Below are 22459 nucleotides of genomic sequence, written 5' to 3'. Positions count from 1 at the left end.
GACAATCCGGGCTTCGCGGCCGCCAAGGCTTGTATTAATCACGACGCTACGAGGGCCTCGCTCTTGAGGCCGTTTTCTTTGGGTTACTTTTCTTTTGGGCCAGCAAAAGAAAAGTGACTCGAGCGTCGGCAGACGATCGAAACGCCCGCCGCGTAGGCGGCACGCTGGCGGTATTGCTAAGTCAAAGGCGAAGTCACTGGATCCCCGCTTTCGCGGGGATGACGGTACATTTGAGACGGTGAGGCTAGATTTACACCACACCTAAACTCACGACATCCGCTTCACCGCCACCACCGCATTCAATCCACCAAATGCAAACGAATTGCTGATCGCCGCATCCACCTTCTTCTCACGCGCCACGTTCGGCACGTAATCGAGATCACAGGCCGGATCCGGCTCAAGGTAATTGATCGTCGGCGGGATGATCCCGTCATGGATCGCACCAATAGCCGCAACCAACTCGATCGCGCCACCGGCACCCAAAGCATGGCCGTGCATGGCCTTGGTGGAGGAAATCAACATCTCGCGCGCATGCGCGCCAAACACGCGATGGATGGCGCGCGTCTCCGTGCTGTCGTTGGCGACCGTGCCGGTGCCATGGGCATTAACGTAATCCACGTCCTGAGGCGACAAGCCACCATCACGCAGCGCCATATTCATGGCCGCTGCAGCACCGATGTCCGACGGCGCAGCAATATCGCCGGCATCTGAACTCATGCCGGTGCCGACCAGTTCGCAGATGATTTCAGCGCCGCGCTTCTGCGCCGACTCCAGCGTTTCGAGGACATACATCGCCGCGCCTTCACCCAGCACCAGGCCGCGACGGCCCTTGCTGAACGGGCGACAGGTATCGGGCGCCAGTACGCGCATGGCTTCCCACGCACGCAACGTACCCAGCGTGATACAGGCTTCGGTGCCGCCAACGACCGCGGCATCGACCATGCCTGAGCGAATCATCATCGCCGCCTGGGCGAACGCATGATTGGACGACGCGCATGCGCTGGCCACCACGAAGGCAGGGCCGGTAATGCCATGCACCATGCTCACCTGGCTGGCGGGCGCATTCATCATCATGCGTACGATGCCCAGGGGATGGAACCGCCCCTGGTGCTCGCCATAAAGGCGTTCGTAGAGATCGTCGCGGGTTGTTTCGCCACCCGCACCGGTACCAATCACCACCGCCGTGCGTGTGCTTGCTTCGCCTTCGAAGCTGATGCCGGACTGGCGGATGGCCTCGTTGGCTGCGATCAGCGCGTATTCGCTGAACGGGTCGAGCAATGCGCGGCGTGCATCGTCAAAGAAATTGGCCGCATCGTAATCGGCAACCTCCGCAGCGATACCGCCATTGCGAAGCTGGCCCGGCTGGATGTGATGGATCGGGCCGATGCCGGCCCGGCCCTCGGTCATCGCCTTCCAGACAGAAGGCGCGTCGTGTCCGAGTGCGCAAATGGCACCCATGCCAGTGATCACGAGGCGGCGCATAGGCTTATTCGTTGGTCTTTTGGGCGAGCTGACGCTCGATGGCTTCACAAAGCTGTCCCACGGTACCGTTGTCGAGGTCGGTGTCTTCGTTGGGCAGGTTGATGTTGAAGTGTTCTTCGATATCGAAAATCACTTCGATGGCGTCCAGGGAGGCAATGCCCAGGTCCTTCAGAGTGGACTCCGGCTTGATCGTATCCAGCTCGATCTTGGCCTGTTTGGCGATGATGTCGAAGGTTTCCTGCTGAACTGTGCTCATGTGTGCTTTCCTGGATTCCTTGGCGCCTGAGTGGTGCGGCATCAAACCGATGCCGTCGATCAAGCCTGACGAACCCTTTGGGCAATGTCCAGAACGCTATCGCCGAATGGGCGGTAGGTCTCATCCTCCGCATGCTGCCTTTCGCCAACCTTTAAAGGCTGCCGGGCGGTGTCGGGCTGGCCCCGGGAGTCGTATCCTATGCACTCGCGACTAGTGGAAGCGCCGAGTGCGGTACCTCAACCAGCTTGAACCGGATGCGTTGATCGCCCGGTTCGCCGAGCATCCCCCCATCAATTTCAGCGTGACGGAAGCGGCAGGCACGCCGGCCTTCGTGGCGCCGTTCGACCTGTTGACCACGGCCGACGCGGATGTGCGGGAAAAGGTGACCAAGGCGCCTGGCTACCGCTGGTGGGGCCGCCTGCTGCGCTGGCGCACGGCGTTCGTCGGTACCACGGTGTCCGAGTACGCGCTGTTTCCGCATGACGCGCAACCCGCCGCGCTTGCTACAGCGCTGCGCGATCAACTGGGTCGTCGCCAACGGCTGATGATCGTCAAGGACATCCCTCAGGCCTCGCCGCTGTTCGATGCGGCCACGGCGGACTGGTGCAGGCGTTTTGCCGATGCCTGCGCTGCATCCGGTTTTGTACTGCTTGAAGGCCAGGCGCTGGCCTATGTGCCCGTCGATTTCGCCAGCGAGGACGAGTACCTCGCGCGATTGTCCTCGGGACGCCGCAAGGACATTCGCCGCAAGCTGCGCAAGCGCGACGAGGTACAGGTGGAAACCGTGCGTTGCGGCGCCCCCCTGTTTGCCGACGATGCCGTAGTGGATGCGTACTACTCGCTTTACGAGAACGTGTATGCGCAAAGTGAAATCCACTTCGACAAATTGAGCCGCGCTTTCTTCGCCGCGGTGCTTCGCGACCCGGCCAACGGTGGCGTGGCGTTCGTCTACCGTCATCAGGACGTGATGATCGGCTGGAACCTGTGCTTTGTGGTGGACGGCAAGCTCATCGACAAGTACGTCGGCTTTGCCTATCCCCAGGCGCGCGAACAGAACCTGTACTTCACCAGCTGGTTCCACAATCTGGCATTCGCTCGCGAGCAGGGGCTGACCCATTACGTGGCGGGTTGGACCGACCCTGAAATCAAGTCGTATCTGGGTGCACAATTCACCCTGACCCGGCACGCGATCTACCTGCGCAATCCGCTGTTGCGCATGCTGGCGCGGCGACTGGGCAAGTTCTTCGAAAGCGACAGCCAATGGGCAGCGAATGACAAGGCGTGAACCACTCGTTCTGGACTTCGACAGCTCGGTAGGCGACCTACCGGGCGCGACCACCCTTGCGTTGACGGACTGGCAGGAGGCCATTCGCTTCGGCTGCACCATGCGCACGTTCAACCGCCTGCGCGATTACCTCGAAACGCGCATGCCGGCTAACTACGGCACGGTGCTGATGGGGTCGGGCGACTACCACCATCTCACCTGGCCACTGGTGCAGCGTCAGCGCGCGCGTGGTCCGTTCCAGTTGGTGGTGTTTGATAACCATCCTGACAACATGCGTTTCCCCTGGGGTATCCATTGCGGTTCGTGGGTGCGCCGTGTGGCGATGCTGCCGTACGTTACGCACGTGCACGTTGTGGGCATTACCTCGGCTGATATCGGCGCCAGGCATGCCTGGGAGAATTACCTGCGCCCGCTGCAGGCCGGCAAGCTCACGTACTGGTGTATGGACGTGAATGTGGACTGGGCGGCCAAGCTGGGCCTGTCGGAAGCATTCCGCCGCTTTGACGATCCGGATGCACTCACTTGCGCGTTTGTTCAACAGTTGCGCCAAGCCGCGCAGCCGACCTACCTGTCCATCGACAAGGACGCCTTCAGCGTCGATACCGCACGCACCAACTGGGATCAGGGGCTGCTGGAAGAGACGCATGCCATGGCGATCATCGAGGCCTTGCGTGGTCGCATTGTGGCCAGCGACATCAATGGCGAAGTCTCGGCCTATCAGTACCGCACCTGGTGGAAGCGCTTGCTCAGCGGGATTGATGGCCAGGAGCCGATTCCACAGAGTGAACTGGATGCCTGGCAGGCGCAGCAGCGTGCGTTCAACGGTCGCCTGCTTGCCGCCATAGCAGAAAGCAGTGTGTAAGCGGCTGCCTTAACCATCACGTGGTCTGGGAGCAGGGCGTGACACAAGGACGCGGGCAAACGTGACGGAGTGCCGGCTCATTCCGGTGACCGTTGGGACGCAGCGTTCGTTATGACCGAACCCGTTTTTCTCCATCGTCGGGCGCTGCTTTTTCTGGCGTTCGCCTTCGGCATCACCTGGTGTGCATGGGGCGCCGCGGTGTTGTTGACGCAGGCACACGCCTCGTCTTACGGCAAATGGCCTTTCATGACGCTGTATGTGCTCGGTGGGCTGGGGCCCACCATCGCTGCGTATGCCGCCGTTTATCTCACCCAAGCACAGTCGCCGCTGCGTGAATTCAATCAGCGTGTGCTGCGCTGGCGCGTGCGGCCCGTGTGGTATGCGGTGGCGATAGGGTTGCCGATAGCGTTGGCCTTCGTGGCGATCGGCATAGCGGTGGCCCTGCGCCCGGCGGTATCGAGCCAAGTCGCTATCAAGCCCTGGTACCTGTTTCCGCTGCTCTTTGCCATGACCATCGTCGGTGGCGGTCTGGAAGAGTTCGGCTGGCGCGGCGTTACGCAGGAAACCTGGGGGCCCGTGTTGGGGCAAGCGCGGGCGGCACTATTGATCGGCCCCATCTGGGCACTGTGGCACCTGCCGCTCTTCTTCCTGCCTGGCGTCAGCCAGTATCACGGCCAGTTCCCCTTGTTCCTGCTGGGCATCATGGGCAACGCCTTGCTGTTCGGTTGGCTCTACAGCCATACGCGCAGCATCCTTCTATGCGTGTTCATGCATGCGGCAAGCAATGCCATCGTCATGCTCGGTGTCGCGGTGCCATCAGGACATGGGCTTTCGCTGATCAGCCCGTGTCTCGGACTAGCGGTGGGTGGCTTGCTCTTGCTGTCCAACGGCAAGCACAGCGCGTCTGCCGTTTCGGACGTGCACTGAGCAGATCAGGCCGGCTGGTCCGCGGTGCGTTCCAGCACCGAGCAGATCGACTCGAAGGTGGCGTCATCCAGCCACAGGCTGTTGGTGATGGTCAGCGAGCGGGCGGCGAAGCTGCGTGCATTCGGTAGCGGCGTATCCGCCACGATATCGCGCAGGTACGCATAGTCGGGCAGGGCGTGGATAAACAGGCGGCTGACGCCGAGGCCGGCCGTCCATAGCGCGCGCAGGGCTTCATCGCGCGCCTTCTCGCTGGGTAACGTCAACAGCAGGAAAGGCCATACGCCACGCTGGTTCGGTGCGTCGTCGAACACCGTGACGCCGGGTATCTGGCGTAGGCGTGCCACGCGATGCAGCGCTTGTGCGCGGGTGGCCTCGAGAAAGGCGGGAAGTCGGGTAAGCGCGCGTGCACCCACGGCCTGGCGCCAGTCGCTCACAGTGTGCAGCGGAATGTCGGGGCCGAAGTCGTCACCCACCGCGGTGACAGGATCATTGGCCGCCAGTGCCTTGCGCAACGGACGACCATAAGCCAGCGGCAACAGCGAAGGGCGGTAGGCCACGGCGTAGCCGACAAGTTCCAGCGCACGCTGCCAATCCATGCGTGCATCGGGGCGGATCGTGGCGTCATGACTGACGGCGAAGGCATCGCGCAGCACGGGGTCGCGAGTGAGCAGCAGACCGCCTTCGAACAAGGTTAGGCCCTTGCCGACGGCCAGGCTGAAAAAACCGGCATCACCGAGCAGGCCAAGGCTGCGGCCATCCTGTTGTGCACCCAGAGCCTGTGCTGCGTCTTCGAGCACATACGCGCCCACGCGATGCGCCACGTCGAGTGCTGTGTTGACGTCGGCCACGCGGCCGGCGAGGTGGGTGGGCACGATGGCCAGCGTGCGATCTCCGGCCAGCGCGTGGAGCTGGGCAGGATCCATATCAAAATGGTTCGGTACGAGGTCGCACAGTTTGGGCTTGAGCTGTGCGCGATGAATGGCGAGTGCCACCAGCGGGCAAGTCCAGGCCGGCACGATCACTTCGTCGCGCTCCGGACGCAGGCGCTTCATGGCCACCAGTGCCACGACCATGGCAGCTGTGCCCGAGCATTCCAATTGCAGCTGTTCGACGCCGAGCCATTGCGCCACGTTGGACGCGAACGGTGCGCGGCCTGGCCACAAATCGGTGACGTGAAGCGGCAGGCCGGCGGTGGGCGGCAGCTCGCTTGGCACGTCAGTCTCCCGCGGCCACGCCTAGCGCGCCCTTCGCTTCGGTGGGCGCGTCGTGTTCCGGGTGAGCGGTTTCAGCAAAGGCCAAGCAGATGATGCCGGCGACGATGGCCACGGCACCGATCACGCGCGCCCAGGTCAGCGGTTCGTTGAAGAGCCAGATGGAAAACAGCATGACGCTGACCACTTCGAGATGCGTTACCGCAAACGCTGGGCCAATCGGCGCGTGCTTGAGCAGCGTCATCCACGTGAAGAAGTTGCCGATATAGCCGATCACCGCGATGTAGATCCACGGATGGCCGAACACGCGCACGATCCACGCCCAGTTGGCTTCAGGCGGGAAGGCGTGATCGCCCGCGTACTTGAAACTCAGCTGCACCAGCGTGTCGAACAGCACGAGGACGGTAAAGCCAATGGCGTAGAACCGAGCGAGCTTCATTGGCATGGCTTAACCGCCTCCAGCAACGCCGACGATGGCCACACCTGCCGTTACCAGCAAAATGCCGGTAACGCGCAGTGGCGTCAGCTTTTCTTTGAACAAAATGCGGCCGGCGATCATGATCACCACGATATTGATCGAGCCTAGCAACACGCCTTCGGAGAGATCCACCAGCGAGAGGAAGGCGATCCACACCAGGAACTCGGCGACGTACGCGATCACGCCGATCCAGATCCAAGGCCTGGCCATCATGTACTTCCAACGAGCCACGCCATCGCCCGCAAGCGGATCACCCGCCGCCGCCTTGAAGGACAGCTGGCCGACGGTATCGAGCGTGACGTTCAACAGCCACAACGTAACAGCCAGCGGACCCATGATGAGTCCTCAGGCCGCAGCGCGGGCAGCAGGTTCGTAGGTAGCGGCGATCTGGCGGAAGAACTCGGCCGAGCGATCAGTCAGCAAGCGGCGTTCCCGATCCACGGTGATCATGTGGTAGCTGTCTTCCAGCCACAACGTTTCCACCGGGCCGGACACGCCACGCTGCACGAGATGTGCGTTCTCGACGCTGGCGATGTCGTCTTCGGTCGCGTGGGCGATCAGGCAGGGAGCCGTCACCTTGGGCAGCTCGCGCTTCACCACGGCGGCCATGTTGTACATCTCGGCGAGCGACGGCCAGGGGTTGCCGGGCAGGCCGGCCGCTGCGCTGTCGCCGCTGAGCATGGCGTTGCTGATCTGCGCACGCAGGCGCTCATCGCGAATGCCGTACGGTTCGCCCTCATGCACCATGCGGTGCTTGCCAATGCCGAACCTGTGCAGGAACGGCAGCAGGAAGGAGAACTTGCCGATCCACGGAATCGCCCAGCCGTCATAGCGGAAGGTGGCGCCGTAGACGCCCACGCCTTTGACCCATTCCGGGCGCTCGGCGGCCAGCTTCAGCGCCAGCACGGCACCCATCGACAGGCCGGCCACGAACAGGTGATCCACTTCATGGCGGAACTGCTCGGCGGCGGCTTCCACGCTGGCGTACCAGTCTTTCCAGCCGGTCTTCAGCAGGTCATCCACATCGCCGCAGTGGCCAGCCAGCTGCATGCCGTACACGCTGTATCCGGCGCGGTTGAGACCCTTACCCAGCAGGCGCATCTCGGTGGGGGTGCCGGTGAGGCCGTGAATAAGCAGCACACCACTGCGGCCGCCCTCGTAGCGGAACTCGACATTCTGAATCACTGGGAGGCTCCGGTACGGCGCGCGGTCGTGCGGTTGGGGCGCTGGTGGCGCATGGAACTATGACGAATAACCATGGGCCCAGTGTGGGGGCTCACCCTTTCCAAGAACTTTCGACCCCATGGCCACGGTTCACAGGGGGCGCTTCGCCCCCTGCATGGCACCGGCTATTTGGGGCGTGGCGTTGTGTTGGTGCTGGGCGGTAGGGTCGGATAGACGATTTCTGGCTGGCGTCCGGTGAGGGTGCTCAGGAAGAGGGTGATGGCATCGACATCCTCCTGGCTGAGCTGCTTGCCCAGCTGAGCATTGCCCATGATGGAGACGGCTTCCTTGAGATCCCAGACTTGACCACTGTGAAAGTAGGGGGCGGTCAGGGCGACATTGCGTAGCGGGGCCGCGCGGAACACGTACTCATCGCCCTCGGTTCGGGTGATCGCAAAGCGGCCCTTATCGCCGCTCGGGCGGACCGACTCGGACGGCTTGCTGACCAGGCCGAACGGGAAGTAGGCCTGGCCACCCACATTGATGCCGTTGTGGCACGACGTGCAGCCGCTGTCGATAAAGGTTTTCAGGCCCTTTTTTTCGGCCGCGTTGAGCGCGTTGTCGTCACCCCTCAGGAACCGATCGAATCGCGAATCGGGCGTGATCAACGTCGCTTCAAACGCCTGGATGGCTTTGGCCATATTGTCGAAGCTCACCGGCGACTTGTCGCTCGGGAAGGCCTTTTTAAAGGCATCGACATAGGCCGGCATGCTTGCCAGCGTCAGTTCGACCTCCTTTGGCGTGTTGTGCATCTCGATGGGATTTTGAACAGGTCCTTTGGCTTGCTCTTCCAGGTCCTTGGCGCGGCCGTCCCAGAACTGTGCGACGTTGAAAACGGCATTGAGCACGGTGGGGGAGTTGCGTGCCCCTTTCTGCCAGGCGTGGCCGGTGGAAGTGGGCACGTTGTCGGCGCCCCCGCTGCCGACGTTGTGGCAAGTGTTGCAGCTGATCACCTGGCTACTGGACAGTCGCGGATCGAAGAAAAGTTGCTTGCCGAGCGCGACCTGTGCCGGGGTGATGGGCTTGCCTTGAATGTCGCCGACGTGTTGTGGAATCGGCTTGAACAGCGCGTTGGCCTGGTCGCGCAGGGTATCCGCATGAACGGCAGATACGGCCAGTGGCAGCAGCGCGCCCAAGGCGCTTAAACACATGAACCGCACGGTGATTCTCCTTGTCGTGGTGATCACGCCAAGGAGAAGAAATCCTTAAGCAGCACGGGCTGACTTGGATCAATCGCGGTGAAAACCCCGATCGGTGAATTAACGGCCGAAATGCCCCTGCGTACCGCCCACGGAAATACTCATGCCCCCCGTGGGGTGCGCGCAGCTGCCAAATGCCTGACTCAGCGTGACGCCTGCACCGGTGTAGCTGCCGCTTCCATGCCTACCCGATTCCACGCCGACGCCGACAGAGCCGTGCATCTGTGGCTGGTTATAGGTGGCGTCATCACAGGTGACGACCGGCTGGCTGGCGGCTGTGTGGGTGTTGCCCATCGCGCCGCTGGTGTCGCCGTAGTAGGTGCCCGGTGGGTCTTTGGCGTAATTGCCGGTGGCGGTGTTGGCCTGCGTCGTCGCGTTTGCTGTGTTGGGTGCCGGCTTGGTGTCGGCGCTAGAGGCAGTGGGTGCTGCGCTGCTGCTGGCGGCAGGCGCGTTGGCGGGAAGCTTGAGGTTGAGCGGCGGGCTGGCGTTCTGCGCCCACGATGCTGCCGCAAGCAGGCTCGTGGCAAGGAAGGTGAGGATTCGGACGGTCTTCATAGGGAGCATTCCGGGGACTTGGTGCTTATAACGCGTCACCGCTGGCGGTGTGCACATGGTCCGTTCGATTGGCTGCCCGGCCATGAAGTTCCCCTCTTTCTCTGTAGGAGCGCACTTGTGCGCGACCGCCGCGCCGTAGCGTTACGGTCGCGCGCAAGCGCGCTCCTACAAAGGGATGGAGGGTTAGCCCGTCGTCTCGATGCGCTCCACGCGACGCAAGCCCTGCGGTAGCAGGCCGCCACGGGTGGCGCGACTGCCGCCGTACTCGACCAGGTTCGACCACTTGAGCGTGAGCTTGCGCTGGCCGGCGTAGAGCGTCACTTCGCCCTTGCCTTCGGTGACCACGGCGACGCCGACCACCTTTACGCCCGACGTGAGCTTGGCCTTCGGTACGTCGATCAGCTTGTTGCCCTTGCCCTTGTCGAGTTCCGGGAGCTCAGCCACGGAGAACATCAATAGGTGGCCTTCGGTGGTGACGACCACGATGCGGTCGCGCGCAGGATCGGCACTGATCTGTGGTGCCAGCACCTTCGCGCCGTCGCCCAGTGTGATGATCTGCTTGCCGGCCTTGTTGCGGCCGGTGAGCGCCTCGAAGCGGGTCACGAAGCCGTAGCCGTGGTCGGTGGCCAGGATCAGTCGCGTGTCGTTGTCACCCGCGGTGAGCGCGTCGAAGCTGGCGCCCGACGGTGGGCTGAAGCGGCCGGTGAGCGGATCGCCGTTGCCGCGTGCCGAGGGCAGCGTGTGCGCTGGCGTGGAGTAGCTGCGACCGGTGGAGTCGATCACGGCAATCTGCTGCGTGGTGCGTGCCTTCACCGCGGCGAGCAGGCTGTCGCCTTCGCGATAGTTCAGGCCGTCGGCGTCGATGTCGTGGCCCTTGGCAGCGCGGATCCAGCCCTTCTGGCTCAGCACCACAGTGACTGGCTCGCTGGCGACCAGGGCGCTTTCGTCCAGTGCCTGCGCGGCTTCGCGCTGCACCAGCGGCGAGCGGCGGTCATCGCCGTACTTGGTGGCGTCGGCGCGCAGTTCTTCCTTGATCAAGCCCTTGAGCTTGGCCGGCGACTTGAGCAGCACGTTGATGCGTGCACGCTCTTCTTCGAGCTGGTCGCGCTCGGCGTTGATTTTCATCTCTTCCAGGCGGGCCAACTGGCGCAGCTTGGTTTCGAGGATGTAATCGGTCTGCTCTTCGCTGAGGCCGAAGCGTGCCATCAGCACCTGCTTGGGCTCGTCCTCGGTGCGGACGATGCGGATCACCTCGTCCAGGTTGAGGTAGGCGATGCGCAAACCTTCCAACAGGTGTAGGCGACGCTCGACCTTGGCGAGGCGGTGCTCCAGGCGGCGCGTCACCGTGTCGGTACGAAACTGCAGCCACTCGGTGAGGATGCGCTTGAGATCCTTCACCTGCGGGCGGCCGTCCAGGCCGATCATGTTGAGGTTGATGCGGAAGCTCTTTTCGAGATCCGTGGTGGCGAACAGATGCTGCATCACCTCGGCGGCGTCGATGCGGTTGGAGCGCGGCACCACGACGAGGCGGATCGGATTTTCGTGGTCCGATTCGTCGCGCAGGTCTTCCACCATCGGCAGCTTCTTCGCGCGCATCTGCGCAGCGATCTGCTCGAGGATCTTGGACGGGCTCACCTGATGCGGCAGCGCCGTGATGACGATGTTACCCTCGTCCACGTGGTACACGGCGCGTGCGCGCACGGAACCCGTGCCGTTCTGGTACATCGCCAGCAGGTCGTTGCGCGGCGTGATGATTTCGGCTTCGGTCGGGTAGTCCGGACCCTGGATGTGTTCGCACAGGTCGGCGATGGTGGCGTCCGGATCATCCAGCAGGCGGATGCAGGCGCTCACCACTTCGCGCAGGTTGTGCGGCGGAATGTCGGTGGCCATGCCCACGGCGATGCCCATCGAGCCGTTGAGCAGCACGTGCGGCACGCGCGCCGGCAGCCAGCTGGGTTCTTCCAGCGTGCCGTCGAAGTTCGGAACCCAGTCCACCGTGCCCTGGCCCAGTTCACCGAGTAGCGCTTCGGCGATGGGGCTGAGGCGCGACTCGGTATAGCGCATCGCGGCGAAGCTCTTGGGGTCGTCCGGCGAGCCGAAGTTGCCCTGGCCGTCGACCAGCGGGTAGCGGTACGAGAACGGCTGGGCCATCAGCACCATCGCCTCGTAACACGAGGTGTCGCCGTGCGGATGGAACTTACCGATGACGTCGCCGATGGTGCGGGCGGACTTCTTCGGCTTGGCCGTGGCGGCCAGGCCCAGTTCGCTCATGGCGTAGACGATGCGACGCTGCACCGGCTTCAGGCCATCGCCCACGAAGGGCAGGGCGCGATCCAGCACCACGTACATCGAATAGTCGAGGTAAGCCCGCTCGGCGTACTCCTTGAGCGGGATCTGTTCGAAATTGGCTTGCAAATTCATGGGGTTGCGTCGTTTGATTGCGCGCAGGCGGCGCGCTTAACCGGGGGATGGTGCCAGAAAGGGGGACCGGGGGGCGAGGGGGCGGGGCCTAGCCCTTGTAGGAGCGCGCTTGCGCGCGACCGGCGGCCCGATGGCGACGGGTGAGCTGGATGGCATGGATCGGGAACCGTGGTGTTCGGGGCAAGCTGCGGTCGCGCACAAGTGCGCTCCTACAGAGGGCTGCGGAGGCCCTGCGATCAGTTCTGGATGCGCGAAGTCGTGATGCCTAGCTTGCGCAGCTGCTCCTGCAGGCTGTCGGGGCCGGCAAGGTGGCCCGCGCCCACGGCGACGAAGCTCACTCCAGGCTGCTGCATGCGTTCGGCGATGATCTTCGCCCAGGCCTGGTTGCGCTCGACGATGAGCCGCTGGTACAGCATCGGGCTGTCCTTGCGCAGGTCTTCGTCTTCAATCTTGGCGATGGCGTCGATGTCGCCACGGCGCCACGCATCAACCAGTTCGCGCAGCTTGGTGGTGCCTTCAGCCACTTCCTTGAACGACTGACGCAGCAGGTCGAGCTGCATGGGTTCGGGCAGGTCGGCCAGCATGTGAATCTGGTTTTCCGAGGTCTCCAGCCCGTCCACCGGTTTGCCAGCCTGCTGCATGCGGGCCTTGAGCCGCTTGTCGACGCCCTGGCTGGGGTCCATGCCGGCCTGCATCAGCGGCGCCATGGTCAAGGTCAGCGCGGCCAGCCATGGCTTCATCGGTTGCAGCGCAGACATGCCGCCCGGGACCTTGGCGGTTTCAGCTGCCTGCGCCAGGCGGTGCTGGTCGCCGTCGTCGAGCTTGCTGGACAGCGTCTTGTTGAAGTCCACGCCATATTGCATCACCAGCCCCTGCATGGCGGGGGCGTCGTCGTCGACGATTTCGATGCTCAGGCGCTGACTGTCCGCCAGGGCCTTGTCGAGGGTGGGGGAGGTCCAGTGGGTGTCCGACGGCAGCAAGTGCACCGTGCCGAACAGGTAGACCGTGGCGTGATCGTTCTTGGCCACCCACAGGCCAGGCTGCGCCACCGCGGTGGAGGCGAGCAGCAGGCTCAGGACGAGCGTGGCAGCAAAACGTCGAAGCAACTTCACAAGGGATATTCCGGGCGAGGGAGAAACGCAACACAGACGGCGGCGGGGACACAATCGAGCCGCGAGACCCGCATATCATGCAGAAAACAGCGGGTTTCGTCGAAAGTTTTCGGTTCTATGGTCTACCGAGGCACCCGATAGCCCCCTGGCACCCCGTGAGGGCTCAGGGTGAGTTGCCACAGCTGATTGCGCCGGCTGCGGAACACGGCAGCCGAGACGGCCAGGTAGAAATGCCACATGCGGCGAAACCGGTTGTCGTACAGCTCCGCCAATTGCGGCCAGGCCGCGTCGAAGTTGGCCCGCCATGCGCTGAGGGTGCGGTCGTAATCGGCCCCCAGATTGTGCCAATCCTCCACCACGAACAGATTCTGCAGTGCTTCTGCCACCTGGCCGGCGGCAGGAATCATCGAGTTGGGAAAGATGTATTTCTCAATCCACGGATCGGGCCGGCTCGGTGAACTGTTGCTGCCGATGGAATGCAGGACGAACAGGCCGTCATCGCGCAGGCAACGACGCGCCACTTCGAAGTAGGTGCGGTAATTGAGTGCACCCACATGCTCGAACATGCCGATGGAGAAGATCGCGTCGAACGGTTCGTTGAGTTCGCGATAGTCCTGCAGGCGAATCTCTACCGGCAGGTTGGCGCAAAGCTCGCGCGCATACTCCGCCTGTTCTTGAGACACGGTGACGCCCACGCCGTGCACGCCATAGTGTTCGGCGGCGTATTTCAGCGCTTCACCCCAGCCGCAGCCGATGTCGAGCACACGCTGGCCGGGCTGCAAGTTCAGCTTGCGACAGATCAGGTCCAGCTTGGCGACCTGGGCATCGTCGAGGCTGGTCGCCTGTGCCCAGTAACCGCACGAATAAACCAGTCGCTCGCCCAGCATGGCCTTGAACAGCTCGTTGCCCAGGTCGTAGTGAATCTTGCCGATCTCGAATGCCTGGTCGCCTCGCTGCATGTTGACGAAGCGGGCTTTGAGATGCGCCAACAAGGTGTCGAGTGATTTCAACTCGACGTCCAGATGCGAATTGAGTAAGCGGGTGAACATGCCCGGTAGATCGTCGGCGTCCCACCAGCCGTCCATGTAGCTCTCGCCGAGGCCCAATGAGCCATGCGCAAAAACGCGGGCGTACAGCCGTTCATCATGCACGCGCAGGTCAGTGGCGCTGGATCCGTCGAGGTGGATGCCAGCGTGTTCAAGCAGACTGGCGGCGCGTGCTTTGAGGGAGTCCTGGCTCATGCGTTCCTCGTGTGGCGTGACGAAAGTTTGCAGCGTGACCTCTGGGCAGGTCCCGACGAATGCCCTGCTTCAGGGGGTATTCGCAGCCTTGCCCAACGCACCAAAGCTTGCGGAAGCCATTGCATACACCGCGTCGACATCGGCCGCCCGCACCGTTTCAAGCAGGGCGTGGGCCTGTGGCTCGGTCAGCAGGAATTCGACCTTTACGGAAAGATCATCCGCTAGCTCAAAGAACTGTTCTTCGTGCAGCACGCCGTGCCGCCCAAACCCGCAGATGGCGCGGAAGGCCGAGCCTCCGCCAATACCTTGCTGGCTGGCGTGCTCGAGCAGCCACTCGTAGACCAGCACGCCGTGATGGCGCGCCCGCGTATGACAGTAGAAGGTGAGCAGGGTGCCTTGCTGCCGGGTTTCCATGCGTTCTCCTAGCTGCGAAGTACCAGGCGAGTGAGCGCAATGCCGGATACCGTCATTGCAATCGAACCCACTAGATGCAGCGCGATATGACCACCGAACCAAAGATACTGCTGCCGCAACAGCAGCGTGGTCGATTCGGCGGAAAAGGTGGAGAAGGTGGTCAGCCCGCCAAGAAAGCCGGTGGCGGCAAACAGGCGCAACTCGGGCGGCAGGGTCTGGAAGTGGTCGAACACGCCCAGCACCATACCCATCAGCAAGCCACCGATCAGGTTGGCGGCCAGCGTGCCCAGCGGTACGGTGGGAAAGAGGGGATTGAATAGCACACCCAGGGTCCAGCGCAGCCAGCAGCCCAGTGCACCGCCGATGCCGACCATCACAAATCCGGAAAAGCCCACGTCTCGTCTCCTCAGCAAGTCAAAGGACTTTCCGGAAACGGGCACATGCCTGCGCCCCGGAAAGCTCCGGTGGTGCAGGCATCATCAACCCGAGGGTGGTTCGCCCGGTGGAGCCGGGGCGGGAGGCATGCCATCTCCCTTTGTGTCGGAATCCTAACGGATGATGCGTCGAACGTCATGGCTCGGCTGCAGGGTAGGCGCCGCTATACTCGTCGCTTCATCCCCCCGTGCTTTTGCCATGACCTCAACCAAGCGCCCCGTCCGGCGCAGCCTGCCGTGGTTGTTGGCGGGACTGTCGATGATCGGTCCGTTTTCGATCGACGCCGTTTTTCCGGCGTTTCCGTTGATCGGTGCGCGCTTCGGGGTGGATAGCGCAGGGTTGCAGCAGATGATCAGTGTGTACCTGATCACCTACGCAGTCATGAGCCTGTTTCACGGCGCCATTTCCGACGCGATCGGACGCAAGCCCGTCATCGTCAGTGGCATGGCGGTCTATGCGCTGGCATCGGCTGGCGCTGCCGTCTCCACCTCCTACACCATGTTGCTGACCTGCCGCGCCCTGCAGGGCATGTGCGCGGGCGCGGGTCTGGTGGTGGGGCGCGCTGTGGTGCGTGACAGCCTGGAAGGGGCTGCCGCGCAACAGCTGATGTCGCGGGTGATGATGATCTTCAGCGTAGCGCCGGTGATCGCGCCCATCGTGGGTGCGCAGCTGCTGTTCCTCAACGGCTGGCATGGCATCTTCTGGGTGCTGATGGGGTTCACCCTGATGCTGGCGGTGGCGCTGGTGTTGTTTCTGGACGAAAGCCACCCGCCGGAGGCGCGTACGCGCTTCCATCCCTCCACACTGGTACGAGGCTACATAAGCTTCGGGCAGGACCGCCCGTTCTGGCCATTGCTGATTTCGTGCACAGTGAATTTCGCCGGTCTGTTTTTGTATATCGCGTCGGCGCCGCACATTGTCCGTGACCTGTTGCATCTCTCTGCACAGGGCTTTCCGTGGCTGTTCGTGCCGGTGGTGGTGGGCCTGGCTGCTGGCGCATGGATGTCGGGCCGGCTGGCCAACCGGCGCAGCGTGGTGTTTACCGTGAACCTGGGTTACGCGTCGATGTTGCTGGCGTGTGCGCTGCATGTGCTGATGGCGCTGGTCACGCGCGAGCCGGTGTTGCCGTGGTCGATGCTGCCGCTGGTGTTGCACGGCGTCGGCGTGCAGCTGGCGTTTCCCACGTTGACGCTGCTGTTGCTCGATCGCTTTCCGCAACGACGAGGCGGAGCGTCGTCGGTGCAAGCCTTCTGCAGCCTGTTGTTGTGCGCGATCGTGGCGGGCGTGTTGTCTCCGCTGTTATCCGGCCACATGCTGTATCTGGCACTTGGTGCGAGCGTACTCACGGTGATCGGCTGGTTCGCATGGCGCTGGTATCACCGGCTGACCCGGCGTCCTTCGGTCACGCAGACGGCGGCGTCGACGGTGGAGACGGAGTGGCAGACGGAAGTTACTGAGCCGAGGTGAGGATTACCTCGCCATTGAGTTCTGCTCATGCCCGCGAGATTGGAGCATCTGCGAAGCGTGCAGAACGCCGCAGGGCGGCTCTAATGGGGCGGGTATTCGCGGTAACGCTTGCGACCCCTCACCGTCATCCCGGCGAAGGCCGGGATCCAGTGACTTTGCTCTTGGCTCTTTATTGCGGCGGCCTCGCCAGAGTGCCGCCTACGCGGCGGGCGTTTCGATCGTCTGCCGACGCTCGAGTCACTTTTCTTTTGCTGGCCCAAAAGAAAAGTAACCCAAAGAAAATGGCCTCAAGAGCGAGGTTTTCGTAGCGTTGTGTTGAATACGAGCCCTCGCGGCCGCGTAGCCCGGAACGCCACGATCGCACGACACGCGGTACGGCTACACCGCAACGCGCCATGGCGGAAAGGGCTTAAAGCGCTGCGCTGCGACATGGCACTTCTCCCTCTCCCCTCTGGGGAGAGGGCTGGGGTGAGGGGCAATCTTGCCTCAACATTCCAAGCGAGTCGTCATTCCGACAAAGGACGGCATGACGGTCTTGAGGGGGCGCGGCGACCCTTTTCCACTCAGTGCTCGTTGACCTGCAGTTTGTCCAACAGCAGGTTCAACTTGCCCTTCATCGCTTCCTCGGGTTTCGGCCCGTCCACCCCGTAGAACGCCGTATAGAGCACGTCCGGTTTGACGCCGGCGCTGGTCTGAGTGCCACCCACGGTACCGATATACGTCATGTCGTTTTCGCTGTACGGCACACCATCATCCGGGTGGCTGCGGTGAACGACTTTGCCCCAGGAGTTGCGATAGCTGTCGTCCAGGTCGTCCGATGGCGCCATATGCCGGTTGAAGCTGATGTTCTCGGCGTTGTCGATGTTCGATTTGACCAACACCTTGGAAACATCCCACACCACCTTGCCGCGATCTTCAAAGTAAGACATGCCCAGCACCAGCTGGCTGTCCTGGTCGATCTTCTGCAGTTCGGGGGTATAGGCAAAGCTGATGCGCTTGGATTGGTAGCGGAAATCGTTGCCGTATTCGAAGCGGATCGCTATATCCGAAAGCACGGTGGGCAGCAGGCTGGTCTGGGTAAGGTAGTCCTTCCATTGCGCCAGCGTGCCGCTGTAGGACACATACACGAAGTCGGTAAGCGCCTTCAGGTCGGCCAACTCCTCGTGTTCGTTCTTGGCCGGGGCAACGCGAATCATCGCCGCATAGCCGTCAGGCACCGGGAGCAGGAAAGCGATGAGCCAGGAGTTGTCGTAAGCCATGGGCCACTCGCGCACCTGCCAGCGTCGCTGGTAGGCATCGGTGAAAAGGCTCTCTTTGGTTGGCTTGCCCAGTGAGGTGACCTTGACCTGCTCCGACCCTACGTGGCGCTGCAAAGGTGAGCCTTGCAGCACCATGTCCGTGAATAGCTTGGCGTCGCTGTAGAGCTGCTTGCTCGATACATCATCGGGCTTGCGCAGGTGGAACATCATCTGGTTGCCAACCACCGCCTTCGAGACATAGCCGTTATGCGGCAGCGTGCCCTTGCTCTCGCTGGTACTGGCAATCACCCAGGTGCCGTTGCTGCTGCGGCGGAGCAGGGTGGGAAAGGGGTTGAGGTTGGAGTTGCTGTGCAGCAGGCGGCTGGCGCCGGCGCCTTTGGGAAACATCGAGCTGGCATTTTCCGTCAGCAAGTGCTGCAGTTGCTGGTCAACGTTGGCGTTGTACAGCTTCTGAAATGTCGCGCTGAAGTCGGCAAAACTCTTGGGCAGCGGGAACTGTGCCTTGAAGGTGTTGAAGTCTTTGCTGTCGATGACGTCGAGCTGGTACGTGCCGCGCGTGTCGATGTCAGCCACATTGGCCGGCGCTTTCAGCACCAGGTCGATGGGCAGCGCGTAGTTGAGATTTTCATCGGGCGACTTCATCAGCACGACGCCGATGAGCTTGCCGTCCTTGTCCAGCAGCGGGCCGCCACTGTTGCCGGGAGAGGCGGCGGCGGAGAAGCGCATCCACTTCCAGCGACCGTTTTCTTCCTCTGGCGTCTGCGAGGTGTACAGACCATCGCGAATGACAATGCCCGTACCCAGCGCGTTGCCCACCGCGTAGACCGCCTCATTCATGGTCGGCTGCGTGTTGACCTCCAGCGGAGCGACCTTCGGCGGATCCTTCAGGGTGAACTCGACGAAATCTTCCTGCAGGGAGAAGCGGGTGATCTTGTCGATGGCAAAGACGTGGCCGCCGCTATCGCGCACGGCAGGCTCACCCATCAGGCTGTCGATGCCGATCGACAACACGTGGCCGGCCGTGATGTAGCGATTCTCGCCTAGTGCGAAGGCGGTGCCGACCGAGTAGTACTTATCGTTGCGCTGCTGAAAAGGCAGCTGGTCGAACGGTAGCGGCTTCTCGTAGCTGAGCGGGTCGTTCACCGGCTTGGGAATCACCACTTCAAATGTGGCCCCCTGCACCCGGGGCAGTACGGCGGGGTCGAGTGTGGCGGCGTCCACCACGGCCGGGTAAACCACCACGGCGAGACAGGCCAGCCACGCCCATCGGCGCTGCTGTCGCCGGACGCTTGATACACACATCAACCTGGCGCGTTTCATCTGCTTATCCATATGCAGCCCCTGTCAGTGTCCAAGCGCCGTTTCGGCGCGATCCCCGGGCGATGCCGGCTTACACGGCGAGTGTAGCTAAGGCGGGGCGTTCCGGAATGGGTGTGCGAGACAGATCATGAAACCGCCTCGATTCGGTCGGCGCACTTTCATGCGGGGACCCCCAAAGGGAGTAGTACGCACTAAGCTGGCGCCGTTCTCCGTGGAATTCCGCATGCCTGTTCCGATGGCCGCCAGTACGCTGCATCTACCGCCCGGGCCCTGGGCGACGGTGCTCGACGCGTTGTGCGCGCAGTTTCCACGAATCGATCGTGTGCAGTGGATGGATCGCTTTGCACGCGGCCGTGTGCTGGATGTCAGGGGCCAGCCGCTGCCCGTGGATGCGCCTTACAAGGTTGGCCTGTGCGTTCGCTATTTCCGCGAAGTGGAAGAGGAAGAACCCATTCCGTTCCGTGAGACGCTTTTGCACGTCGACGCGCACCTGGTGGTGGTCGATAAGCCGCATTTCCTCCCGGTGACGCCGGCGGGAAGTTTCGTGCACGAGACGGTGTTGTCCCGGCTGGTGCGCGCGCTGGACAATCCGGACCTTGTGCCGCTGCACCGCATCGATCGCCACACGGCAGGACTGGTGCTGTTCTCCGCCAACCCGGATAGCCGCTCTGTCTATCAAGCGTTGTTTCGCGAGCGGCGCATCGAAAAGGTTTATCAGGCCTGGGCAAACCCGCTGCCGGCGCTGACGTTTCCCCATGTGCGGCGCTCGCGCATCGTGGCAGGCGAGCCGTTCTTCCGCATGCATGAGGTGGCGGGTGAGGCCAACAGCGAGACCCGCATCGACGTGTTGGAACGCAGCCGCCAGCATTGGCGCTACGCACTGCAACCCATCACCGGGCGCAAGCATCAGCTGCGCGTCCACATGGCGGGCCTTGGGGCGCCGATCCTGCACGATCCGTTCTATCCCGCCTTGCCGGAGCCTGCGCCGGATGACCACGCCAGGCCGCTGCAGTTGCTGGCCAAAGGGCTGTCCTTCGTCGATCCCCTCAGCGGCAAGCCGCGCGAGTTCCTCAGCGAGTACGAGTTGCTGCCGGCGGAATGAGGACGACACGCCGACGGCTCGCTAAAATGCCAGGCCGCCACCCTGGAATGTGCCTCGCGTGATGTCTGCCATGTTCTCCGCCGCTGCCGACGATGCAGCGCTGGAGGCCCTGTTCGTACCTTTCGACACTGGTGCGCTGGACCTGCCAGCGGACGGGCGCGTGCTGGTCTTGCGTGCACGGGACGGGTTTCGCCTGCGCGAGATGGCGCGGCCGGGATGGGTATGTGAGCAGAGCTTCAAGCCATTTGCCGATGCGCTGGAGCGCAGCGGCTTGCGCGTCGTATCGAACGCTGGCGACGGGCAGTTTCCACTGGTGCTAGTGCTGCCACCGCGTCAGCGCGACGAGGCGCGGGCCTTGTTTGCACAGGCGGTGAGCCGAGCCGGGGCGCAGGGTATCGTGCTTGCTGCGGTTCCCAATGCTGAGGGTGCCAAGTCGGCAGAGAGTGATCTCGCGAAACTCGCAGGTCCCCTGCATCAGCTTTCCAAACACAAATGCCGGGTGTTCTGGACCCAGCCGCTGGGCGACAGCGTGGATCACGATTTGCTGGCGGCATGGCTGGCGCTCGATGCGCCGCAACGGAATGCCGCCGGCTATGTGAGCCGTCCCGGCCTGTTTGCGTGGGACCGTGTAGATATCGCTTCCGCCCTGCTGGCATCCCATTTGCCTGCGGATTTGGCCGGGCGCGTGGCAGATCTGGGGGCAGGGTACGGTTATCTTTCCGCTCAGGTCATCAGCCGTTGCCCCAAGGTGAGCTCGGTCGATCTGTATGAGGCTGAGGCGCGCGCGCTGGAACCGGCGCGGCTCAATCTTGAGCAGGCACAGCGCGAAAGCGGCAGAGCCGTGACGTTCGCGGTGCACTGGCACGATGTCACGCAAGGCCTTGGGCAGCGTTACGACGCGATCGTCTGCAACCCACCGTTCCACCAGGGGCGTGCGGATCTGCCCGAACTAGGTCGCGCCTTTATCGATACGGCAGCCAATGCGCTGTCGTCGCATGGTCGGCTGTGGCTGGTCGCCAATCGCCATCTTCCCTATGAGGCCACGTTGGCCGCCCGTTTCCATGAGGTACGTACAGTGACGACGCAAGACGGTTTCAAGGTCATCGAAGCGCGAGGAGCGCGCCCATGAAACTGGTCAAGCTGATCGCCAATTTAGGCTATGGCAGCCGCAAGGACGTCGCGCTGATGTTCCGCGAGGGGCGCATCACCGACCCCGATGGCGAAGTGCTGTACGCAGATGACAAGGTGCCGTACGAGCACATTCGCATCGATGACGAACCGCTCGATCCACCCGCGGGCCTGTTGTTGATGATGAACAAGCCGCTTGGTGCGACCTGTTCACGCAAGGACATGGGCCGCGTGGTGTACGACCTGCTGCCGCCACGCTACAAGTTGCGCGATCCCGCCCTTTCGACGGTGGGGCGGTTGGATCGGGAGACTTCAGGCTTGTTGCTGTTCACTGACGACGGCGCCTTGCTGCATCGAATCATTTCACCTAAAGCGCAGGTGGCCAAGGTCTATGAGGCTACGCTGGCGCAAGATCTTCGCGGTGATGAGACGGCGCTGTTCGCCAGCGGTACGATGATGCTGGAGTCGGAAACCGATCCGCTGGAGCCGGCCGTGTTGCAGGTGCTTGAACCCCGTCGTGCGCGTCTGACGCTTACAGAAGGGCGTTATCACCAGGTGCGTCGCATGTTTGCCGCCGTGGGCAACCATGTGGAAACACTGACGCGCGTGGCCGTGGGCAGTCTCACGCTGGGTGACCTTGCGCCGGGCGCGTGGCGCGCGCTCAGCACTCACGAGATATCGCAAGTCTTCGAGGCACCTGCGCGCGACTGAGCGCGTAGGTCAAGCGGTTTATTCAACCTGTTCGCGACGTCGAGCGAGCTCATCTTCTCGTCGCGAGTGGGCGCCGGGTTGCCAGCAAACGAGCTGAAAATCACGGCGTTCGTTTTTGTTCTTGCGGGCGTCCTGCATGCCCTTATGAGCGAGCATCCCTGCTACCAGCTGCATACCGCGTTCAAGCGCGGAGCGTGCGAGAAGCATGTGCATTTTTCGACTCCCGGCTACCCCTGTGTAGCCGTTCAGCCACCATATAACCAGTTTCACGAAGCTTGCACAAATGCCAATTGGCACTGAACTGCGTCGCAGGTTCCTTGTGAGGGCTGTCACATCTTCACAAAGGTGAAGGCTCGGTCCACGCCCCGGG

22 protein-coding genes and 1 riboswitch are annotated in these 22459 nt (G+C 62.7%); of the genes, 7 read left to right on the top strand and 15 right to left on the bottom strand.

The window, feature by feature from the left end; translation table 11 throughout:
* Nucleotides 1–267 precede the first annotated feature (267 nt).
* Nucleotides 268–1482 (bottom strand): beta-ketoacyl-[acyl-carrier-protein] synthase family protein, encoded by a 1215-nt coding sequence (locus tag AC0GUR_RS06735; protein ID WP_472876692.1) that lies wholly within the window; start codon nt 1480–1482, stop codon nt 268–270.
* A gap of 4 nt (nt 1483–1486) precedes the next feature.
* Nucleotides 1487–1738 (bottom strand): acyl carrier protein, encoded by a 252-nt coding sequence (locus AC0GUR_RS06730; protein WP_472876691.1) that lies wholly within the window; start codon nt 1736–1738, stop codon nt 1487–1489.
* Between the two features lie 226 nt (nt 1739–1964).
* Here AC0GUR_RS06730 and AC0GUR_RS06725 point away from each other — a divergent pair, with 226 nt between their 5' ends.
* The 3 genes from AC0GUR_RS06725 (at nt 1965) to AC0GUR_RS06715 (ending at nt 4812) form a co-directional block, all read left to right on the top strand.
* The gene (locus tag AC0GUR_RS06725) at nt 1965–3023 is read left to right on the top strand and encodes a GNAT family N-acetyltransferase (RefSeq protein ID WP_472876690.1); all 1059 of its coding nucleotides are present in this window, start codon (nt 1965–1967) and stop codon (nt 3021–3023) included.
* Nucleotides 3010–3885 (top strand): arginase family protein, encoded by an 876-nt coding sequence (locus AC0GUR_RS06720; RefSeq protein WP_472876689.1) that lies wholly within the window; start codon nt 3010–3012, stop codon nt 3883–3885. The genes AC0GUR_RS06725 and AC0GUR_RS06720 overlap by 14 nt, the downstream gene beginning before the upstream one ends.
* Nucleotides 3886–3996: 111 nt before the next feature.
* On the top strand, nt 3997–4812 hold the full coding sequence (locus AC0GUR_RS06715) for a CPBP family glutamic-type intramembrane protease (protein ID WP_472876688.1): 816 nt from the start codon (nt 3997–3999) through the stop codon (nt 4810–4812).
* Nucleotides 4813–4817: 5 nt separating this feature from the next.
* Here AC0GUR_RS06715 and AC0GUR_RS06710 read toward each other — a convergent pair whose 3' ends face one another.
* The 11 genes from AC0GUR_RS06710 to crcB all read right to left on the bottom strand — a co-directional run bounded on the left by AC0GUR_RS06710 (nt 4818) and on the right by crcB (nt 15062).
* Nucleotides 4818–6026: a DegT/DnrJ/EryC1/StrS family aminotransferase gene (locus tag AC0GUR_RS06710; RefSeq protein ID WP_472876687.1), complete on the bottom strand. Its 1209-nt coding sequence runs from the start codon at nt 6024–6026 to the stop codon at nt 4818–4820.
* A 1-nt stretch (nt 6027) separates the two neighbouring features.
* The gene (locus AC0GUR_RS06705; protein ID WP_472876686.1) at nt 6028–6468 is read right to left on the bottom strand and encodes a DMT family transporter; all 441 of its coding nucleotides are present in this window, start codon (nt 6466–6468) and stop codon (nt 6028–6030) included.
* 3 nt (nt 6469–6471) lie between these two features.
* On the bottom strand, nt 6472–6837 hold the full coding sequence (locus AC0GUR_RS06700) for an EamA family transporter (RefSeq protein ID WP_472876685.1): 366 nt from the start codon (nt 6835–6837) through the stop codon (nt 6472–6474).
* Between the two features lie 9 nt (nt 6838–6846).
* On the bottom strand, nt 6847–7686 hold the full coding sequence (locus AC0GUR_RS06695; RefSeq protein ID WP_472876684.1) for an alpha/beta hydrolase: 840 nt from the start codon (nt 7684–7686) through the stop codon (nt 6847–6849).
* A gap of 164 nt (nt 7687–7850) precedes the next feature.
* Nucleotides 7851–8912: a cytochrome-c peroxidase gene (locus tag AC0GUR_RS06690; RefSeq protein WP_472876683.1), complete on the bottom strand. Its 1062-nt coding sequence runs from the start codon at nt 8910–8912 to the stop codon at nt 7851–7853.
* A 72-nt stretch (nt 8913–8984) separates the two neighbouring features.
* Nucleotides 8985–9479: a hypothetical protein gene (locus AC0GUR_RS06685; protein WP_472876682.1), complete on the bottom strand. Its 495-nt coding sequence runs from the start codon at nt 9477–9479 to the stop codon at nt 8985–8987.
* A gap of 183 nt (nt 9480–9662) precedes the next feature.
* Complete coding sequence (gene parC, locus AC0GUR_RS06680; RefSeq protein WP_472876681.1) at nt 9663–11900, bottom strand: DNA topoisomerase IV subunit A; 2238 nt, start codon at nt 11898–11900, stop codon at nt 9663–9665.
* A 236-nt stretch (nt 11901–12136) separates the two neighbouring features.
* On the bottom strand, nt 12137–13012 hold the full coding sequence (locus AC0GUR_RS06675; protein WP_472876680.1) for a TraB/GumN family protein: 876 nt from the start codon (nt 13010–13012) through the stop codon (nt 12137–12139).
* A 122-nt stretch (nt 13013–13134) separates the two neighbouring features.
* Complete coding sequence (gene cfa / locus AC0GUR_RS06670; RefSeq protein ID WP_472876679.1) at nt 13135–14253, bottom strand: cyclopropane fatty acyl phospholipid synthase; 1119 nt, start codon at nt 14251–14253, stop codon at nt 13135–13137.
* 69 nt (nt 14254–14322) lie between these two features.
* On the bottom strand, nt 14323–14667 hold the full coding sequence (locus AC0GUR_RS06665) for a DUF190 domain-containing protein (protein WP_472876678.1): 345 nt from the start codon (nt 14665–14667) through the stop codon (nt 14323–14325).
* Nucleotides 14668–14675: 8 nt separating this feature from the next.
* Entirely contained in the window at nt 14676–15062 is a 387-nt protein-coding gene (gene crcB, locus AC0GUR_RS06660) for a fluoride efflux transporter CrcB (protein ID WP_472876677.1), read from the bottom strand.
* Nucleotides 15063–15130: 68 nt separating this feature from the next.
* A riboswitch (Fluoride riboswitch) is annotated at nt 15131–15209 on the bottom strand.
* 91 nt (nt 15210–15300) lie between these two features.
* Here crcB and AC0GUR_RS06655 point away from each other — a divergent pair.
* Nucleotides 15301–16569 (top strand): multidrug effflux MFS transporter, encoded by a 1269-nt coding sequence (locus AC0GUR_RS06655; protein ID WP_472876676.1) that lies wholly within the window; start codon nt 15301–15303, stop codon nt 16567–16569.
* 563 nt (nt 16570–17132) lie between these two features.
* On the opposite strand, the gene AC0GUR_RS06650 is transcribed toward AC0GUR_RS06655, so the two are convergent.
* A complete protein-coding gene (locus AC0GUR_RS06650) occupies nt 17133–19160 on the bottom strand; it encodes a S1 family peptidase (RefSeq protein ID WP_472876675.1) in 2028 nt (675 codons plus the stop codon).
* Between the two features lie 211 nt (nt 19161–19371).
* Here AC0GUR_RS06650 and AC0GUR_RS06645 point away from each other — a divergent pair, with 211 nt between their 5' ends.
* The 3 genes from AC0GUR_RS06645 (at nt 19372) to AC0GUR_RS06635 (ending at nt 22089) form a co-directional block, all read left to right on the top strand.
* Entirely contained in the window at nt 19372–20250 is an 879-nt protein-coding gene (locus tag AC0GUR_RS06645; protein ID WP_472876674.1) for a pseudouridine synthase, read from the top strand.
* A gap of 61 nt (nt 20251–20311) precedes the next feature.
* On the top strand, nt 20312–21379 hold the full coding sequence (locus AC0GUR_RS06640; protein WP_472876872.1) for a class I SAM-dependent methyltransferase: 1068 nt from the start codon (nt 20312–20314) through the stop codon (nt 21377–21379).
* Nucleotides 21376–22089, top strand: coding sequence for a pseudouridine synthase (locus AC0GUR_RS06635; protein WP_472876673.1), 714 nt, complete (start codon nt 21376–21378; stop codon nt 22087–22089). The genes AC0GUR_RS06640 and AC0GUR_RS06635 overlap by 4 nt, the downstream gene beginning before the upstream one ends.
* An 18-nt stretch (nt 22090–22107) precedes the next feature.
* Here the strand turns inward: AC0GUR_RS06635 and AC0GUR_RS06630 are convergent, their stop codons facing one another.
* Complete coding sequence (locus AC0GUR_RS06630) at nt 22108–22302, bottom strand: hypothetical protein (RefSeq protein WP_472876672.1); 195 nt, start codon at nt 22300–22302, stop codon at nt 22108–22110.
* Nucleotides 22303–22459: the final 157 nt, after the last annotated feature.

It is taken from the genome of Dyella sp. PARNA 12/25, from assembly GCF_055702865.1.
The sequence above is the reverse complement of the archived record's forward strand: the minus strand, read 5'-3'. Positions and strand labels throughout refer to the sequence as shown.

Coding starts and splice junctions, on each gene's coding strand:
- AC0GUR_RS06735 (WP_472876692.1), bottom strand. CDS start 1,482: ATGCGCCGCCTCGTGATCACTGGCATGGGTGCCATTTGCGCACTCGGA.
- AC0GUR_RS06730 (WP_472876691.1), bottom strand. CDS start 1,738: ATGAGCACAGTTCAGCAGGAAACCTTCGACATCATCGCCAAACAGGCC.
- AC0GUR_RS06720 (WP_472876689.1), top strand. CDS start 3,010: ATGACAAGGCGTGAACCACTCGTTCTGGACTTCGACAGCTCGGTAGGC.
- AC0GUR_RS06715 (WP_472876688.1), top strand. CDS start 3,997: ATGACCGAACCCGTTTTTCTCCATCGTCGGGCGCTGCTTTTTCTGGCG.
- AC0GUR_RS06705 (WP_472876686.1), bottom strand. CDS start 6,468: ATGCCAATGAAGCTCGCTCGGTTCTACGCCATTGGCTTTACCGTCCTC.
- AC0GUR_RS06700 (WP_472876685.1), bottom strand. CDS start 6,837: ATGGGTCCGCTGGCTGTTACGTTGTGGCTGTTGAACGTCACGCTCGAT.
- AC0GUR_RS06685 (WP_472876682.1), bottom strand. CDS start 9,479: ATGAAGACCGTCCGAATCCTCACCTTCCTTGCCACGAGCCTGCTTGCG.
- parC (WP_472876681.1), bottom strand. CDS start 11,900: ATGAATTTGCAAGCCAATTTCGAACAGATCCCGCTCAAGGAGTACGCC.
- cfa (WP_472876679.1), bottom strand. CDS start 14,253: ATGAGCCAGGACTCCCTCAAAGCACGCGCCGCCAGTCTGCTTGAACAC.
- AC0GUR_RS06665 (WP_472876678.1), bottom strand. CDS start 14,667: ATGGAAACCCGGCAGCAAGGCACCCTGCTCACCTTCTACTGTCATACG.
- AC0GUR_RS06655 (WP_472876676.1), top strand. CDS start 15,301: ATGACCTCAACCAAGCGCCCCGTCCGGCGCAGCCTGCCGTGGTTGTTG.
- AC0GUR_RS06650 (WP_472876675.1), bottom strand. CDS start 19,160: ATGGATAAGCAGATGAAACGCGCCAGGTTGATGTGTGTATCAAGCGTC.
- AC0GUR_RS06645 (WP_472876674.1), top strand. CDS start 19,372: ATGCCTGTTCCGATGGCCGCCAGTACGCTGCATCTACCGCCCGGGCCC.
- AC0GUR_RS06640 (WP_472876872.1), top strand. CDS start 20,312: ATGTCTGCCATGTTCTCCGCCGCTGCCGACGATGCAGCGCTGGAGGCC.
- AC0GUR_RS06635 (WP_472876673.1), top strand. CDS start 21,376: ATGAAACTGGTCAAGCTGATCGCCAATTTAGGCTATGGCAGCCGCAAG.
- AC0GUR_RS06630 (WP_472876672.1), bottom strand. CDS start 22,302: ATGCACATGCTTCTCGCACGCTCCGCGCTTGAACGCGGTATGCAGCTG.